Source organism: Auraticoccus monumenti (assembly GCF_900101785.1).
GTDB lineage: Bacteria > Actinomycetota > Actinomycetes > Propionibacteriales > Propionibacteriaceae > Auraticoccus > Auraticoccus monumenti.
Genome location: NZ_LT629688.1, coordinates 3,746,103 through 3,763,018, shown reverse-complemented (window position 1 = coordinate 3,763,018; position 16,916 = coordinate 3,746,103). Strand labels below are relative to the sequence as shown.

The window sequence follows — 16,916 nt, the reverse complement described above, 5'->3', positions numbered from 1 at the left end:
CGGCACTGACCGCAAATCCGTCGCACCCGCCGTGGACGGCGGAAGCAAGGACGGATTTTGAGGGTCGGTCGGGCCCTCGAGCCGCGCACCACCGCACCGAACGGGCGATCCGCGTCCCGTTGGGCGGCACTGACCGTCAAGATCCGTCGCACCCCCCGACCCCGGCGAGCGGGAGGTATCCGGAGCCAGCCGTTTTCCGGTCGAGGGCCATCCTGATGACCTCTGTACCGTGACGGAGCCGCGGCGAACCGGGCTCAGACGCCGAGGTCGACCGTTCCCTCGACGACGGCGCGGACCTCACCGCCGACCCAGGTGGTGCCGTCCTCGGTGCTGGTGCTGATGCGCCCGGCACGCCCCAGCACGGTGCCCTGGGCGGCGACGTAGCGGCTCGGGAGCACCCCGGACCCCACCAGCCACTGGGCCAGCCCGGCGTTGAGGCTGCCGGTGGCCGGGTCCTCCACCAGCGTCACCTCGGCGGCGAAGCCACGGACCTCGACGTCGACCGCAGAGCCCGGGGGGTGCGGGGCCACCACGCCCACGTCGAGACCCTGCAGCAGCACCGGGTCGGGGTCGAGGGCCAGCACCTGCCCGGCGGTGGCCAGCCGGACACCGATCCAGTGCGGGCCGTTGACGATCCAGACCGCGTCCAGGACGTCCTCGGCGGGCACCCGCAGCCCGCGGGACAGCTGGTCGCGCAGGGCGGCGTCGACGGGCTCGTGGCGGGTCAGCGGGGGAGCGGCGAAGGCCAGCCGCGACCCGTCCCGGCGCACCGGCACCAGCCCCGCGGCGCACTCCTGCACCACCACGTCCCCGGCCGGACGCCCGCCGGCGGCCAGCCAGGCCGCGGCCGAGCCCAGCGTCGGGTGCCCGGCGAAGGGCAGCTCGCGGCTGGTGGTGAAAATCCGCACCCGGTAGTCCGCACCCGGGGCGGTCGGCGGCAGCAGGAAGGTGGTCTCGGACAGGTTGGTCCAGCTGGCGAAGGCCTGCATCTCCTCGGTGCCGAGGCCCTCGCCGTCCAGCACCACGGCGAGCGGGTTCCCGTACCCGGCGGCGGAGCCGAAGACGTCGAGCTGGGTGAAGCGGCGGCGGGTCACCGGGCGTCCTCGGGGGCGGCGGTGATGTCGGTGTGCAGCCGGACCTGGCGGAGCCGGGTGACGCCGTCCTCGGTGCCGAGCTCGCGGTGGGCGCCGTCGGGCGCCCACCCGGCCGAGACCAGGAACGCGCGCATCCCGTCGTCGCCGGCGCCCAGCCAGCGGGTGGCCCGGGTGAAGCCGTCGGCGCGCAGGGTGTCCACGCAGGCGTTCAGCAGCCGGGACCCGTGACCGCGCCCGACCGCGGGGGCGTCGACCACGAACTCGCCCACCTCACCGTCCACCCCCGGCTCCGCGTCGGCGTCGGTGCCGGGCTGGGTGGTGGCGAACCCCACCGGGCCGTCGGCGTCCACCGCGACCAGCACCCGGCACTGGGCCAGCGGGGGACGGGTGATGGCCATCGTCCACTCCCGGGTCATCGTCTCCAGGTCCACCACGGCCAGCGCCGCGGCACCGGCCTCGCCCTGGCGCTCCCAGGACCGGCGCTGCAGCACGGCGACCCGCCCCGCCTCGCTGGACAGGGCGAGCCGGACGGAGTCGGCGACGGGTGCAGGCACGGTGGCGATCGTAGCCACGGACGGCGGGGGGGCGGGCACCGGGAGAGCGTCCGGGTGAGGGGCGCCGCGGTCGGTAGGGTGGTTCGGTGATGAGTGCTGCACTGCGAACGCCCCCCCAGCTGCCACCTGACACCCTGCGGGTCATCCCGCTCGGCGGCCTCGGTGACGTCGGCCGCAACATGGCCGCCCTGGAGGTCAACGGGGAGATCCTGCTGATCGACTGCGGCGTCCTCTTCCCCGAGGACGACCACCCCGGTGTCGACCTCATCCTCCCCGGCTTCGAGGCGATCGCGGACCGTCTGGACGACGTGGTCGGGCTGGTCCTGACCCACGGCCACGAGGACCACATCGGCGCCGTCCCCTACCTCCTCCGCCAGCGGGTCGACATCCCGCTGATCGGCAGCCGGCTGACGCTGGCGCTGCTGCGGGAGAAGCTGAAGGAGCACCGCCTCCGCGACGTGCAGTACCGCACCGTGGAGGACAGCCAGCGCATCGTCGTCGGTGGCTTCGACCTCGAGTTCGTGGCCGTCAACCACTCGATCCCCGACGCCCTCGCCGTCTTCGTCCGCACCGCCGCCGGCACGGTGCTGCACACCGGCGACTTCAAGATGGACCAGCTCCCGCTGGACGGCCGGATCACCGACCTGCGCGCCTTCGCGCGGATGGGCGAGGAGGGGGTCGACCTGTTCATGACCGACTCCACCAACGCCGAGGTGCCCGGGTTCACCACCCCCGAGCGGGACATCATGCCCGCCCTGGAGCGGGTCTTCGCGCGCAGCAAGCAGCGCCTGATCGTGGCCTGCTTCGCCTCCCACGTGCACCGCGTGCAGCAGGTGCTGGACGCCGCCGTCACCCACGGCCGCAAGGTCGTCTACGTCGGCCGGTCCATGGTCCGCAACATGAAGGTGGCCAGCGACCTCGGCTACCTCAAGGTCCCAGCGGACACGGTGATCGACCTGCGCGACGTCGACAGCTACCGCCCCGACCAGGTGGTGCTGATCTCCACCGGCTCCCAGGGTGAGCCGCTGTCGGCCCTGTCCCGGATGGCCAACCGCGAGCACCCGGTGATCGACCTCCAGCCCGGTGACACCGTGGTGCTGGCCAGCTCCCTGATCCCGGGCAACGAGACCTCCATCTACCGGGTCATCAACGGCCTGGCCGGGCTTGGGGCCACCGTGGTGCACAAGGGCAACGCGATGGTGCACGTCTCCGGTCACGCCAGCGCCGGGGAGCTGCTCTACTGCTACAACATCGTCCGCCCGCGCAACGTGATGCCCGTGCACGGCGAGGTGCGGCACCTGATCGCCAACGCCGACCTGGCCGTGGCCACCGGTGTCCCGCGTGAGCGCACCGTGCTCGCCGAGGACGGCACCGTGGTGGACCTGGCGCAGGGACGGGCCCGGATCGTGGGCCAGGTCGACACCAGCTACATCTTCGTCGACGGCTCGACCGTGGGCGACATCTCCGAGACCCAGCTGACCGACCGCAAGATCCTCGGCGAGGAGGGCTTCATCTCGGTGCTCGCGGTGGTGAACACCCGCAGCCAGCGGCTGATCAGCGGCCCGGACATCCACGCCAGGGGCTTCCACGAGGACGACACCGTCTTCGACCCGGTGGCCGCCCAGATCACCAAGGCGCTGGAGGAGGCCCTCGGTGACGGGGTCGTGGACGCCAGCCGGCTGCAGCAGGTGATCCGCCGGACGCTGGGCCGCTGGGTGAGCAACAGCTACCGCCGCCGCCCGATGATCGTCCCCCTGGTCGTCACCGTCTGACCCCTCGCGTCCCGCGGCCGGCGCCTCGGTCGGCACCCCGCCGGCCGTCCGCCAGCGCACGCACGTCCCATCCCACTTCGCCCCGCCTACGAGCACGTTGCCCCGCCTATAGAGGGGGCGAGGTGGGCGTAGACGGGGCGACGTGCGTCCAGGCGGGCTGGGTCCGGAGCCGCGGCAGAGCCCCACGGGGCATACCCACGGGGCGCGTCCGGCGCTCTGGCCCAGCTGGGAGCACTTCGCCCCGCCTGCGAGCAGGTTGCCCCGCCTACGAGCACTTCGCCCCGCCTGCGAGCAGGGTGCCTCGCCTACGAGCAGGGTGCCTCGCCTACGAGCAGGGTGCCCCGCCTCCGATCAGGGTGCCCCGCCTGCGAGCACGTTGCCCCGCCTATAGAGGGGGCGAGGTGGGCGTAGACGGGGCGACGTGCGTCCAGGCGGGCTGGGTTCGGAGCCCGCGGCAGGGCACCACGGGGCACACCTACGGGCGCGCGTCCGGCGCTCCGGCCCACCTGGGAGCACTTCGCCCCGCTTGCGAGCATGTTGCCCCGCCTATAGAGGGGGCGAGGTGGTCGCAGACGGGGCGAAGTGGCTGGCTGGCGGCCGACCCGTAGGCGCAGGGCAGCGGCGCGGGCCAGCGGGGCGGGCCCGGTGAGGACGCGCGGACGCGCGGAGGCGGTGTCGGCGGACGCGGTGTCCGGGGACGCGAAGAACCCGCCCCCACGAGGGGAGCGGGTTCGGCTGAGCCGGGGCTCAGGGGGTCAGCGCGAGACCTTGCCGGCCTTGATGCACGAGGTGCAGACGTTGAGGCGCTTGGGGGTGCCGGACACCACAGCGCGGACGCGCTGGATGTTCGGGTCCCAACGACGCTTCGTCTTCTTCTTCGACCAGGGGACGTTGTGTCCGAAGCCCGGGCCCTTGGCGCAGACGTCACATACGGCAGCCACTGGATCTTCTCCTCGCGAGGTCCACCCGGGGTGGGCGGACCGAAGTCGAACTCGCCTGGGCGAGTGGTGTACACGTGAATTGGTCCCGAACCGGGAACCGGTCAAGAGTAGCCGACCGCCGCCGCGCTCGCCTAATCGCCGCAGGGACCGTCAGCGGCGATCGCTAGGGTGCCCGTTGTGAGTGCACCGACCGGAGGCTGGCGGGTGCCCGCCAACGCCGCCCTGAGCACGAAGGTGGAGCGCGTGGTCGGCGCCGCCACGGCCAAGCAGCTGACCACCTGGCGGATCGAGACCGTCGGCGACCTGCTGCGCCACCTGCCCCGACGCTACTTCGCCGGCCACGAGACCAGCGACCTGGCCAGCCTGGTGCCGGGTGAGGAGGCGGCGGTGATGGCCGTCGTGCTCGGGGTCCGGCCGCACGAGTTCGCCGGGGCCAAGGGACGGACGCCGACGTCACGGCTCGAGGTGACCATCACCGACGGCACCAGCGAGCTCGACCTGACGTTCTTCGGCAAGATGCACCACGTCCGCTACTGGGCGGGCCAGCTGCCCCGGGGCGCGCGCGGCATCTTCGCCGGCAAGGTCGGCACCTTCCGCGACCGGCTGCAGCTGACCAACCCCGACTACGTGGTGCTCGACGAGCAGGGCACGGTGATCGGCGGCGCTCAGCGCAACCAGTCCCTGGCCCAGGTCGGGCACGGCGGTCTGATCGGGCTCTACCCCGCCAGCAGGAAGCTGCCCACCTGGCGCGTCGCCGAGTGCGTGCAGCTGGCGCTGGACTCCGTGGGGGAGCTCGAGGACCCGCTGCCCACCCCCGTCCGCGAGGCGCTCGGCGTCCCCGACCTGATGACGGCGCTGCGCGGGGTGCACCAGCCCCAGAGCCGGGACGAGGTCGAGCCCGCCCGGCGTCGGCTGGTGCTGGACGAGGCGCTGGCCATGCAGGTGACGATGGCCCTGCGCCGGGCCGAGGCCGCCGCCCAGCCCGCGGTGCCCAGGCCGCGCCGGGACGACGGCCTGCTCGCCGACTTCGACGCGGACCTGCCGTTCACGCTCACCGCCGGGCAGCGGCAGGTGGGGGAGGAGATCTTCGCCGACCTGGCCCGCGAGGTGCCGATGCAGCGGCTGCTGCAGGGTGAGGTCGGCTCGGGCAAGACCCTGGTGGCGCTGCGCGCGATGCTGGCCGTGGTGGACGCCGGTGGGCAGGCCGCGCTGCTGGCCCCGACCGAGGTGCTGGCCTCCCAGCACCTCGCCACCCTGCAGCGGATGCTCGGCGACCGAGCCGCCGGTGGCACCCTCTCCGCGGCCGAGCACGCCACCGGGGTGGTGCTGCTGACCGGGTCGATGAGCACCGCGCAGAAGCGGGAGGCCATGCTGGCCGCGGCCAGCGGTCAGGCCGGCATCGTGGTCGGCACCCACGCGCTGCTGTCGGAGAAGGTGCAGTTCGCCGACCTCGGTCTGGTGGTGGTCGACGAGCAGCACCGCTTCGGCGTCGAGCAGCGCTCCGCGCTGGCCGCCAAGGCCAGCAGCCGGCCGCACCTGCTGGTGATGACCGCCACCCCCATCCCGCGGTCGGTGGCCATGACCGTCTTCGGGGACCTGGAGACCAGCACCCTGTCCGAGCTGCCCGGTGGGCGCGCCGAGGTGAGCACGGTGGTGGTGGACGAGAACGCCCACCCGGGCTGGGTCCAGCGGGCCTGGCAGCGGGTGGCCGAGGAGGCCACCACCGGACGTCAGGCGTTCGTGGTCTGCTCGCGGATCAGCGAGTCCGACCGCTCCGCCGAGGCGGTGGCGGTCGACGTCGACGAGACCACGGCGCCCCCGCGCACCGTCGAGGACCTGCACGCCGAGCTGTCCGCCGGTCCGCTGTCGGGGCTGTCGGTGGAGGTGGTCCACGGCCAGCTGCCCCCGGAGCAGAAGGACGCCACGATGGCCCGGTTCGCCGCGGGGGAGACCGACGTGGTGGTGGCCACCACCGTGGTCGAGGTCGGGGTGGACGTCCCCAACGCCTCGGTGATGGTGGTCAGCGACGCCGACCGCTTCGGCATCTCCCAGCTGCACCAGCTCCGCGGACGGATCGGGCGGGGGCAGCACCCCGGCGTCTGCCTGCTGCTCACCACCGCCGAGCCCGGCTCGGACGCCCGCGCCCGGCTGGACGCGGTCGCCGCCACCCGCGACGGGTTCGCGCTGGCCGACGTCGACCTCGAGCAGCGCCGGGAGGGCAACGTGCTCGGCTCGCGCCAGTCCGGTGCCCGGTCCAGCCTGCGGCTGCTGCAGGTCATCCAGCACGCCGACGAGATCGCCCTGGCCCGTCAGGTCGCCGAGGCGTGGGTGGCCACCGCCGGGCCGGACGACCCCGTCCTGTCCGACCTGCGGGCCCAGATCGAGCTGTTGGCCGAACCCGAGTGGTTGGAGCGCACGTGAGCCGCATCATCGCCGGACTGCGCCGGGGGCGCCGGATCGAGACCCCCGACGGGCCGTTGACCCGCCCGACCGCCGACCGGGTGCGGGAGGCCTTCTTCTCGGCGCTGGCCTCCTGGGCCGGGACCATCGACGAGCCGGTCGAGCAGTGGCTGACCGAGCTCTCCTTCGCCGACTTCTACGCCGGGTCCGGTGCGGTCGGGCTGGAGGCCTCCAGCCGCGGCGCCCGCACGGTGCTGCTGGTCGAGCGGGACCGCCGCACCTCCGACGTGGCGCGGCGCAACGTGCGCGAGCTGGGGCTGCCGGCCCAGGTGCGGACGGCCTCGGTCGCCAGCGTGCTGGCCGAACCCGCCGAGCAGGCCTTCGACGTCTGCTGGTTCGACCCGCCCTACGCCGTGGGCTCGGCCGAGCTCGACGCCCTGGTCGCCACCGCGCTGGAGGGCGGGTGGCTGGCCGAGGACGGCGTGGTGGTGCTGGAGCGCGGACGGCGCAGCGACCCCCCGCGCTGGCCGGAGGGGATGGACTCCTGGTCGCGCCGCTACGGTGAGACCGTCCTGTACTGGGCCCAGCCGCTGCGGGCCGGCGACACCGAGGAGAGCTGATGCGAGCGATCTGCCCGGGCTCGTTCGACCCGGTCACCCACGGCCATCTCGACATCGTCCGGCGGGCGGCGCGGCTCTTCGACGAGGTGGTGGTCGGGGTGGGCGCCAACACCAGCAAGTCCGCGCTGTTCACCCCCGATCAGCGGGTGGAGATGCTGACCGAGGTGCTGGCCGACGAGCCGCGGGTCCGGGTGACCACGTTCTCCGGCCTGTTGGTCGACTACTGCCGCGAGCACGACATCGGCGCGGTGGTGAAGGGGCTGCGGTTCGCCTCCGACTTCGACTACGAGCTGCAGATGGCGCAGATGAACACCCGGCTGAGCGGACTGGAGACGATCCTGCTGCCCACGTCCTCCCAGTGGTCCTACGTCTCCTCGACGCTGGTGCGCGAGATCGCCCGTCTCGGCGGGGACGTCTCGCCCTTCGTCCCGGAGGCCACGGCGCGCCGGATCGCCTCCCTCGGCCCCGGATTGGCGTCCCCCGGGACAGGGCGGTAACATCGTGCGTCGGTTATGACGCGAGTCGAGCCGCCGTGTGAGGAAGGGAATGCGATGACGTCGCTGCACCGCTCTCTGGATCCCCGGTCGGGGCTGGTCATCAGCACCCACGACCTCGGACGCCAGCAGGGTCGGATGGTGGAGCTGCACCGCACCCTGGAGGCACCCGACGCGCTCGGCAACGAAGTAATCGGAGTACCACCCGGCTCGCCGATCACCCTCGACCTCAGGTTCGAGAGTGCCGGCGACGGGGTCCTGGTCACCGGAACCGCCGAGGTCACGGTGTCGGGGGAGTGCGCACGGTGCCTGACGCCGATCTCGGAGCAGTCCGAGCTCGAGCTGATGGAGCTGTACCTCTACCCCGACAGCGAGCCCGACGACGAGGAGGCCAGCCGGCTGGAGGGCGACCTGATCGACCTCGAGCCGCTGGTCCGGGACACGGTGGTGCTCGACCTGCCGTTCAACCCGCTGTGCCGGGAGGACTGCGCCGGTCTCTGCCCCGTCTGCGGGCAGGACCTGAACGCAGACCCCACGCACGACCACGGGGAGCGGGTCGACCCCCGCTGGGGCGACCTGGCCGAGTGGCAGCAGACGACCAGCACGAACCCGAGCAGCACCGAGAACAGGGAGTAACCATGGCAGTCCCGAAGCGGAAGATGTCGCGCAGCAACACCCGGCACCGCCGTTCGCAGTGGAAGGCCACCGTGCCCGTGCTGGTCACCTGCCAGAACCCGGCCTGCCGCGCCAAGCACCGCCCGCACACCGCCTGCGCCGCCTGCGGCCAGTACGGCGCCGGTGCGGACCGCCGCCAGGTCCTCGAGGCCTGAGCCGAGCCGAGAGCGGTCCAGAGTGACTGACTCGTCGGCGGTGGAGCGCCTGCTCGAGCAGCTCGGGGTCGGTATCGATCCCGAGCTGCTCGTGCTGGCGCTCACGCACCGCTCGTACGCCTACGAGAACGGCGGCCTGCCCACCAACGAGCGGCTGGAGTTCCTCGGTGACTCCGTCCTCGGTGTGGTGGTGACCGAGCACCTCTACCTGCAGCACCCCGACCTCAGCGAGGGGCAGCTGGCCAAGCTGCGCGCCGCCGTGGTCAACGCCCGCGCGCTCGCCGACGTCGCCCGCGGGCTCGAGGTCGGTCCGATGATCCGTCTCGGTCGCGGCGAGGTGAACAGCGGTGGCAGCGACAAGTCCTCGATCCTGGCCGACACCATGGAGGCCCTGATCGGGGCGGTCTTCCTCACCCACGGCCAGGACGGTGCGGGCCTCTTCGTGCACCACCTGTTCGACCCGCTGATGGCCGCCGCGGCCCAGCTGGGCGCCGGGCTGGACTGGAAGACCAGCGTCCAGGAGATGGTGGCCAGCCAGGGTCTCGGCGCCCCGGTCTACGAGGTCAGCGAGTCCGGACCGGACCACGCCAAGGACTTCGAGGCCTGGCTGGTGGTCGACGGGGAGCGCTTCGGTCCCGGTCTGGGACGCAACAAGAAGCAGGCCGAGCAGGAGGCGGCGGCCTCCGCCTTCCGCAGCCTGGAGCGCCGGCTGGCCGGGGTGGCCGCGGCCGCCGCGGCGGTGGCCGACGGGGCGGACGACGACGCCGCGCCCGTCCCGCTCGACGGGGGCCGTCGGCCGGCGTGACCTCCCGTGCCTGAGCTCCCCGAGGTCGAGGTCGTCCGGGCCGGGCTCGAGCCCGCGGTCGCCGGTCGCACCGTGGCCGCCGTGCAGGTGCTGCACCCCCGCCCGGTGCGTCGCCACCCGGGCGGGCCGGAGGACTTCGCCCTGGCCCTGACCGGGCGGACCCTCGACGTCCCGCGACGCCGGGGCAAGTACCTCTGGCTCCCGCTGAGCGACGGCGACGCCCTGCTGGCCCACCTCGGCATGAGCGGGCAGTTCCGTCTGGACGGCGCCGACCGGCCGCTGGCCCGCAACACCCGCGTGGTGCTCTCCTTCACCGACGGCGGCCCGGAGCTCCGCTTCGTCGACCAGCGCATGTTCGGCGGGCTCTCGCTGTCCCCCGGCGGTGCCGAGCTGCCCGCCGAGGTGGCCCACATCGCCCTGGACCCCTTCGACCCCGGCTACGACCTGGACGCGACCGCCGGCCGGATGCGGCGGCGTCGGACCGGCGTCAAGCGGGCGCTGCTGGACCAGGGACTGGTCTCCGGCATCGGCAACATCTACGCCGACGAGGCGCTCTGGCAGGCCCGGCTGCACTGGGCCAAGGCCACCGACACGCTGACCGCCGCCCAGGCCCGCTCGGTGCTCCAGGCCGCCGCGGACGTGATGGCCGGCGCGCTGGCCCAGGGCGGGACGTCCTTCGACGCCCTCTACGTCGACGTCAACGGCTCCAGCGGCTACTTCGCGCGCCACCTGTCGGCCTACGGCCGGGCCGACCAGCCCTGCCTGCGGTGCGGCACGCCGATCGTCCGCGACCTGTTCATGAACCGCTCCTCCTACCGCTGCCCGCGGTGCCAGCGGCGGCCCCGCGCCCCGCGCTGGTGACCTGCCCCGCCGACCGCCGACCGCCGGGCCCCGGACGCACCTGCGCCCCGCCCGGCGCACCACTAGGCTCGTCGGCGTCCAACTCGTCCCAGGAGCCGCAGATGCCCCAGCCAGCGCCGCACGCCGACGTGCCGATCGTGGTGATGGGGGTCCAGGGCTCCGGCAAGACCACCATCGGCGCCCTGCTGGCGGTCGCGCTGGACCGCACCTTCGTCGACGGCGACACCCTGCACAACCCGGCCAACCGGGCCAAGATGGCCGCCGGCACCCCGCTGACCGACGAGGACCGGCGTCCCTGGCTGGACGAGGTCGGGCGGGTGCTGGGCTCCGGCCCGCTGGTGGTCGGGTGCTCCGCGCTCCGTCGTCGCTACCGCGACCAGCTCCGCAGCCACGCCCCGGACGCCGTGATGGTGCACGGGCACGGGAGCGCCGAGCTGCTGCGGGCCCGGGTGGGGGTGCGCGTCCACGAGTACATGCCGCCCACGCTGCTGGACTCCCAGCTCGCCACCCTGGAGCCGCTCGCCGAGGACGAGGCGGGCCTGGTGGTCGACATCGCCGAGACGCCGGAGCAGATCGTCGCCCGCGTGCTGGCCTGGCTCGACCTGCCCGACGCCCGGTCGCACCCCGGCGACGGCTGAGCCCCACCGGGGGTGCTGACAGGTATGTTGGTCCGACCGTGAAGCGCCTCACCGACTACCTGTTCATCCGGCACCGCCACAACTGGATCCAGCTGATCCGGTTCGGCCTGGTCGGCGGCTCGGGCGTCCTCGTCAACATGGCCGTGGTCATCCTGGCCAACAAGCTGGGGCCCGACCCGCACGCCGTGCTGGTCGACCTGCCGTGGTCGAAGTTCAACGTCCGCTGGTACCACGCCTACGTCAGCGCCGCCTTCCTGGTGGCCAACGTGTCGAACTTCCAGCTCAACCGCTGGTGGACCTTCCGCAGCTGGCGGGCCACGGCCTGGTGGCGGGAGTACTGGCCCTTCCTGTCGGTCGGCCTGGTCGGGCTGCTGATCAGCCTCGGCGTGACCACCCTGCTGCTCAACGCCGAGTCCCCGCTGGCGCTGCCGGTGACGGTGCTGGACTCCAGCACCGGTCTGCGCAACCCGCTGTACTGGGCCAACCTGGTCGCCATCGCCGTGGTCACCCCGGCCTCCTTCGTGCTCAACAAGCTGTGGACCTTCAAGGCGGTCCGGCGCTCGGCGGGGGTGGACGACGACCCCACCCACACGCCGAGCGACGACAGCTCGCTGGGGGTCGGCTGATGCACCTCAAGAGCCTGACCCTGCGCGGGTTCAAGTCCTTCGCCTCGGCCACCACCCTGGACTTCGAGCCCGGCATCACCTGCGTGGTCGGCCCGAACGGCTCGGGCAAGTCCAACGTGGTGGACGCCCTCAGCTGGGTGATGGGCGAGCAGGGGGCCAAGTCCCTGCGCGGGGGCAAGATGGAGGACGTCATCTTCGCCGGCACCTCCGGGCGCGCGCCGCTGGGCCGGGCCGAGGTGGTGCTGACCATCGACAACACCGACGGCGCCCTGCCGATCGAGTACACCGAGGTCACCATCGCCCGGACGATGTTCCGCAACGGCGGCTCGGAGTACGCCATCAACGGCCACCCGGCCCGGCTGCTCGACGTCCAGGAGCTGCTCAGCGACTCCGGCATCGGGCGCGAGATGCACGTCATCGTCGGGCAGGGCCAGCTGGACTCCATCCTCACCGCGACCCCCGAGGGGCGCCGCGGCTTCATCGAGGAGGCGGCCGGGGTCCTCAAGCACCGCAAGCGCAAGGAGAAGGCGTTGCGCAAGCTCGAGGGCTGCGAGGGCAACCTGGACCGGCTCAGCGACCTGCTGGGGGAGGTGCGCCGCCAGCTCAAGCCGCTGGGGCGCCAGGCGGAGGTGGCCCGCAAGGCGGCGGTGGTGCAGGCCGAGGTGCGCGACGCCCGGGCCCGGCTGCTGGCCGACGAGCTCCTCCAGGCCACCCTGGAGATGCAGCGCGAGGACGCCGACGAGGCCCGGGTCCGCGCCCGCCGGGTCGAGGTCGAGCGGGGGCTGCTGGAGGCCCGGGACGCCGAGGCCGAGGCCGAGCAGGCGCTGCGGGCCGCCGACGCCGCCCTGGCCGCCAGCCAGGAGACCTGGTACGCCCTGGCCGGGCTGCGCGAGCGGGTCACCGGCACCCTGAGCATCGCCCGGGAGCGGGTCCGCCACGCCGCCGAGGCCCGCCCGGACGACCGGACCGGGCGCGACCCCGAGCAGCTCGAGGCCGAGGCCGAGCAGGTCGGGCAGCAGGAGGCGGCGCTGCGGGAGGAGTCCCAGGCCGCCGCGGACGCCCTGCAGCAGGCCGCCGAGGCCCGGGGCCGGCTGGAGGAGGAGCACGCGGAGGCGGACCGGCGGCTCTCCGCCCTGGTCCGCGCCGCCGCCGACCGCCGCGAGGGGCTGGCCCGGCTGCGCGGCCAGGTGTCCTCGCTGCGCTCGCGCGCCGGCGCGGCGGTGGACGAGATCGGCCGGCTGACCGCGGCGCGGGAGCAGGCCCGGCAGAAGGCCTCCGAGGCCACCCGGGCCTTCACCGCGCTGGAGGCCACCGTGGCCGGGATGGACGCCGGTGAGGTGGGGCTGGACACCGAGCACGAGCAGGCCAGCGAGGCCCTGCACGGGCTGCGCGCGGAGAAGGCGGGGCTGGTCGCCGCCGAGCAGGCCGCCCAGCAGCAGCGTGCGGCTGCGGCCGCCCGGGTGGAGGCGCTGCGGACCGGCCTGGAGCGCGGGGACGCCGGCGCCGCCCTGCTGGCGGCCAGCGAGCGGCTGGACGGCGTGCTGGGCTCCGTCGCCGCCCTGGTCAGCGTCCGGCCCGGGTGGGAGCAGGCCCTCTCGGCCGCCCTCGGGGCCGCCTCCGACGCCGTCGTGGTGGGGGACGTGGGCGCGGCGGTCGGCGCCTTCGAGCACCTGCGCGAGGAGGACCTGGGCCGGGCCGGGCTGCTGGTCGGCGACGCCCCCGCCGACGGCACGCAGACCCGCGGCGAGCTCCCCGACGGGGCCCGCTGGGCGGTGTCCCTGGTCGAGACGGACGCGGCGCTGGAGACGTCCCTGCGCCGGCTGCTGGACGGGGTGGCCGTGGCGGAGGACGTCGCCTCCGCCCGGGCCCTGCTGCAGGAGCGCCCCGAGCTCACCGCCGTCACCCGCGACGGCGACCTGCTCAGCCGCTGGTTCGCCGCGGGCGGGTCCAGCGCCCGGCCCAGCCTGATCGAGGTGCAGGCCGCCGTCGACCAGGCCGAGGGGCAGCTGGTCGAGCGCTCCCACGAGTGCGACCGGCTCCGCTTCGCCCTGGCCGAGCTGGAGGAGCGGCTGGCTGTCGCCGTGCAGCGGGCCGACGTCGCCCTGGCCCGGCTACACGAGTCCGACGCCTCGATGGCCGCCGTGGCCGAGGAGCTGGGCCAGCTGAGCCAGCAGAGCAGGGCCGCCGAGGGTGAGGCGGAGCGTCTGGGGCGCGCCATCACCGCCGCCGAGGAGGCCCGCGACCGCGACCTGAGCGGTCTGGCCGAGCTCGAGGAGCGGCTGGCCCTGGCCGAGGAGGAGACCGACGACGAGCAGGAGCCCGACCCCGCCGAGCGCGACCGGCTGGCCGACCAGGCCCGGGTGGCCCGCGCCGCGGAGATGGAGGCGCGGCTCGCGCTGCGCACCGTCGAGGAGCGGGTCCGGGGGCTGGCCGGACGGGCCGACGCCCTGCGCCGGGCCGCGGAGTCCGAGCGGCGGGCCCGGGAGAAGGCCCGGGTGCGTCGGGAGCAGCTGGCCCGGGAGGGCCGCGAGGCCCAGGCCGTGGCCGCCGGGGCGACCCGTCTGCTGGAGCGCATCGAGGTCTCCCACCGGGCGGCCACCGCCGATCGCGGTGCCGCCGACCAGGCGCGGGTGGAGGCCGACCGGCAGCTGGCCCAGGCCCGCTCCGCCGCCCGCCACCTGACCGCGGAGCTGGAGCGACTGGTGGACTCGGTGCACCGCGAGGAGCTGGCCCGGGCCGAGCAGCGGATGCGGGTGGACCAGCTGGGGGAGCGCGCCCTGGCCGAGCTGGGGCTGACCCCGGACGTCCTGCTGGCCGAGTTCGGTCCCGAGCAGCCGGTGCCGGTGCTGACCCGCCCCGACGGGAGCGCGCTCACCGAGGACGACGAGGTCCCCGAGCCGGTGCCCTTCGTCCGCGAGCAGCAGGCCAGGCGGCTGCGGGCCGCGGAGCGCAACCTCGCCCTGCTGGGCAGGGTGAACCCGCTGGCGCTGGAGGAGTTCGAGGCCCAGCAGGAGCGGCACGCCTTCCTGGCCGAGCAGCTGGACGACCTGCGCCGCACCCGCCAGGACCTGCTCGACATCATCGTCGAGGTGGACACCCGGGTGGAGCAGGTGTTCGCCGAGGCCTGGGCCGACGTCGAGAAGGCCTTCACCCACGTCTTCTCCCGGCTGTTCCCCGGCGGCGAGGGACGTCTGGTGCTGACCGAGCCGGGGCAGTGGCTGACCACCGGGGTGGACGTCGAGGCCCGTCCGCCGGGGAAGAAGGTGAAGCGGCTGTCGCTGCTGTCCGGCGGGGAGCGCTCGCTGGTGGCGGTGGCCTTCCTGGTGGCGCTGTTCATGGCCCGGCCCAGCCCGTTCTACATCCTCGACGAGGTCGAGGCGGCCCTGGACGACGTCAACCTCGGCCGGCTGCTGGAGATCTACGAGGAGCTGCGCTCCAGCAGCCAGCTGCTGGTGATCACCCACCAGAAGCGCACGATGGAGATCGCCGACGCCCTCTACGGGGTGACCATGCGCGGGGACGGCGTCTCGACGGTGATCAGCCAGCGGCTGCGCGAGAGCGAACCGGTCGGCTGAACCCCCTCGGGGCCCCGCCCGCCCGGGCGCCCCGAGCCGCCACGGAACGTTCACCGACTATCCGCACGATCACTGCTCATATCTCCGTGTCGTCACGGTGTCCTCTCAGGTGGCCGACGCACAATGGGCCTCGTCGCCGGACCACCCCGAGGTCCGACCGGCCGCAGGAGAAGGAGAAGCAGTGGGCACTGCCATCGTCGTCATGGTCGTCATCATCGCCGCAGCCCTGGGCGTCGCCGCCATGGTCGTGCTCGGCATCGAGGGTCGGTTCTCCGACCGTGCCCCGGAGGTGTCGGGGCGGTTGGCCAAGGCCGCCCAGCACCTCAACGGCGAGGGCCAGGTCCCGCCGCGGTTCGAGCGCCTCTTCCGCTGACCCCGGCTCGTCCGCGGCGGCGCCGACCCCTCCCTAGGATGTCGGGGTGGACCTGAACCTGCTCGCCCTGATCATCGGCCTCGTCGCGCTGGTGGTGGTCGCCGGTGCGGTGACCGCCGTCGTCGTCTCCCGGCGCCGTCGCCAGCTGCCCCCGTCGACGCCCCCGCGGCAGCTCGACGACCGCACGCCGGCCGACACCGAGGACGACGGAACACGTGGCGGCACCGACACCCTGGTCCGTCCCGGCGGCGAGGCGCCGCCCCTGGTCGAGGTGGAGCCCGAGCCGACCGCCCCCGGCCTCGACGTCCCCGAGGCACCCGCCTCGCGGATGGCCCGGCTCCGTCGTCGGCTGGCCGGCCAGGACAACGCCCTCTCCCGCGGGCTGCTGGCGCTGCTGGCCAAGGACCGGATCGACGCCGACACCTGGGACGAGCTGGAGGAGACGCTGATCACCTCCGACCTGGGGGTGGGACCGTCCACCGAGCTGGTCGAGGCGCTGCGCTCCCGGCTCAAGGTGGACGGGGTGTCTGACCCGGGCACCGCCCGACGGGTGCTGCGCGAGGAGCTGCTCAAGCTCGTCGACCCCACCATGGACCGCTCGCTGCGGCTGGAGCCCGGCGTGGACGCCGACGGCGAGCCCACCCCCGCGGTGGTGATGGTGGTGGGCGTCAACGGCACCGGCAAGACCACCACGGTGGGCAAGCTGGCCCGGGTGCTGGTCGCCGAGGACAAGGACGTGCTGCTCGGTGCGGCCGACACCTTCCGCGCCGCCGCCGCCGACCAGCTGGAGACCTGGGCCGGACGGGTCGGGGTCCCGGTGGTCCGCGGGGCCGAGGGCGCGGACCCCGCCTCGGTCGCCTTCGACGCGGTCAGGGCCGGCGCGGAGGGGCAGGTCGACGTGGTGCTGATCGACACCGCCGGCCGGCTGCACTCCAAGGCCGGGCTGATGGACGAGCTCGGCAAGGTCAAGCGCGTGATCGAGCGTCGCGCCCCGGTGGGGGAGGTGCTGCTGGTGCTGGACGCCACCACCGGGCAGAACGGCCTGATCCAGGCCCGCATCTTCCGCGACGTGGTCGACGTCTCCGGCATCGTGCTGACCAAGCTCGACGGCTCGGCCAAGGGCGGCATCGTGGTCCAGGTGCAGCGCGAGCTGGGCGTGCCGGTCAAGCTGATCGGGCTCGGGGAGGGCGTGGACGACCTCGCCCCCTTCGACGCCGCCGACTTCGTCGACGCCCTGCTCACCGAGGGCTGAGCCGCTCGGCTGCACGGCCCGGTGGGCACGGGCCGGTAGTCTGGACCCCCGGGCCACCCCCCGACCGAGCGCCACCACCAA

Annotated in this window: 16 protein-coding genes; 13 read left to right on the top strand and 3 right to left on the bottom strand. The window is 74.0% G+C overall.

Annotation, left to right across the window (positions count from 1 at the left end; translation table 11 throughout):
* Positions 1-254: 254 nt before the first annotated feature.
* Together BLT52_RS17425 and BLT52_RS17420 are read right to left on the bottom strand one after the other, a co-directional pair.
* Entirely contained in the window at positions 255-1,094 is an 840-nt protein-coding gene (locus tag BLT52_RS17425; protein ID WP_090595306.1) for a PhzF family phenazine biosynthesis protein, read from the bottom strand.
* Positions 1,091-1,648 carry a GNAT family N-acetyltransferase gene (locus BLT52_RS17420; RefSeq protein WP_090597014.1) on the bottom strand — a complete coding sequence of 186 codons (558 nt, stop codon included), beginning with the start codon at positions 1,646-1,648 and terminating at the stop codon, positions 1,091-1,093. Before BLT52_RS17420 ends, BLT52_RS17425 begins: the two co-directional genes overlap by 4 nt.
* An 89-nt stretch (positions 1,649-1,737) precedes the next feature.
* On the opposite strand from BLT52_RS17420, the gene BLT52_RS17415 reads away from it, so the two are divergent.
* Entirely contained in the window at positions 1,738-3,420 is a 1,683-nt protein-coding gene (locus BLT52_RS17415) for a ribonuclease J (protein ID WP_090595304.1), read from the top strand.
* Positions 3,421-4,175: 755 nt separating this feature from the next.
* Here BLT52_RS17415 and rpmB read toward each other — a convergent pair.
* Positions 4,176-4,361, bottom strand: coding sequence for a 50S ribosomal protein L28 (rpmB, locus tag BLT52_RS17410; RefSeq protein WP_090595303.1), 186 nt, complete (start codon positions 4,359-4,361; stop codon positions 4,176-4,178).
* A gap of 177 nt (positions 4,362-4,538) precedes the next feature.
* On the opposite strand from rpmB, the gene BLT52_RS17405 reads away from it, so the two are divergent.
* From BLT52_RS17405 to ftsY, 12 genes are all read left to right on the top strand, one after another.
* A complete protein-coding gene (locus BLT52_RS17405) occupies positions 4,539-6,782 on the top strand; it encodes an ATP-dependent DNA helicase RecG (protein WP_231946374.1) in 2,244 nt (747 codons plus the stop codon).
* Positions 6,779-7,381 (top strand): 16S rRNA (guanine(966)-N(2))-methyltransferase RsmD, encoded by a 603-nt coding sequence (gene rsmD / locus BLT52_RS17400; protein ID WP_090595299.1) that lies wholly within the window; start codon positions 6,779-6,781, stop codon positions 7,379-7,381. Before BLT52_RS17405 ends, rsmD begins: the two co-directional genes overlap by 4 nt.
* Positions 7,381-7,878: a pantetheine-phosphate adenylyltransferase gene (coaD, locus tag BLT52_RS17395; protein WP_407922609.1), complete on the top strand. Its 498-nt coding sequence runs from the start codon at positions 7,381-7,383 to the stop codon at positions 7,876-7,878. Before rsmD ends, coaD begins: the two co-directional genes overlap by 1 nt.
* Positions 7,879-7,932: 54 nt before the next feature.
* Positions 7,933-8,511: a YceD family protein gene (locus tag BLT52_RS17390; protein ID WP_090595296.1), complete on the top strand. Its 579-nt coding sequence runs from the start codon at positions 7,933-7,935 to the stop codon at positions 8,509-8,511.
* A gap of 2 nt (positions 8,512-8,513) precedes the next feature.
* Positions 8,514-8,705, top strand: coding sequence for a 50S ribosomal protein L32 (gene rpmF / locus BLT52_RS17385; RefSeq protein WP_090595295.1), 192 nt, complete (start codon positions 8,514-8,516; stop codon positions 8,703-8,705).
* Positions 8,674-9,510, top strand: coding sequence for a ribonuclease III (rnc, locus tag BLT52_RS17380; RefSeq protein WP_090595293.1), 837 nt, complete (start codon positions 8,674-8,676; stop codon positions 9,508-9,510). The genes rpmF and rnc overlap by 32 nt, the downstream gene beginning before the upstream one ends.
* A gap of 6 nt (positions 9,511-9,516) precedes the next feature.
* On the top strand, positions 9,517-10,371 hold the full coding sequence (gene mutM, locus BLT52_RS17375; protein WP_090595291.1) for a bifunctional DNA-formamidopyrimidine glycosylase/DNA-(apurinic or apyrimidinic site) lyase: 855 nt from the start codon (positions 9,517-9,519) through the stop codon (positions 10,369-10,371).
* Positions 10,372-10,472: 101 nt separating this feature from the next.
* A complete protein-coding gene (locus BLT52_RS17370) occupies positions 10,473-11,009 on the top strand; it encodes a gluconokinase (RefSeq protein WP_090595290.1) in 537 nt (178 codons plus the stop codon).
* 38 nt (positions 11,010-11,047) lie between these two features.
* A complete protein-coding gene (locus BLT52_RS17365) occupies positions 11,048-11,635 on the top strand; it encodes a GtrA family protein (protein WP_090595288.1) in 588 nt (195 codons plus the stop codon).
* On the top strand, positions 11,635-15,210 hold the full coding sequence (gene smc, locus BLT52_RS17360) for a chromosome segregation protein SMC (RefSeq protein WP_090595286.1): 3,576 nt from the start codon (positions 11,635-11,637) through the stop codon (positions 15,208-15,210). The genes BLT52_RS17365 and smc overlap by 1 nt, the downstream gene beginning before the upstream one ends.
* Before the next feature lie 181 nt (positions 15,211-15,391).
* Entirely contained in the window at positions 15,392-15,583 is a 192-nt protein-coding gene (locus BLT52_RS17355; protein WP_090595285.1) for a hypothetical protein, read from the top strand.
* Between the two features lie 46 nt (positions 15,584-15,629).
* Positions 15,630-16,835, top strand: a complete 1,206-nt coding sequence (ftsY, locus tag BLT52_RS17350) for a signal recognition particle-docking protein FtsY (protein WP_090595283.1) — start codon at positions 15,630-15,632, stop codon at positions 16,833-16,835.
* The last annotated feature ends 81 nt before the right edge of the window (positions 16,836-16,916 follow it).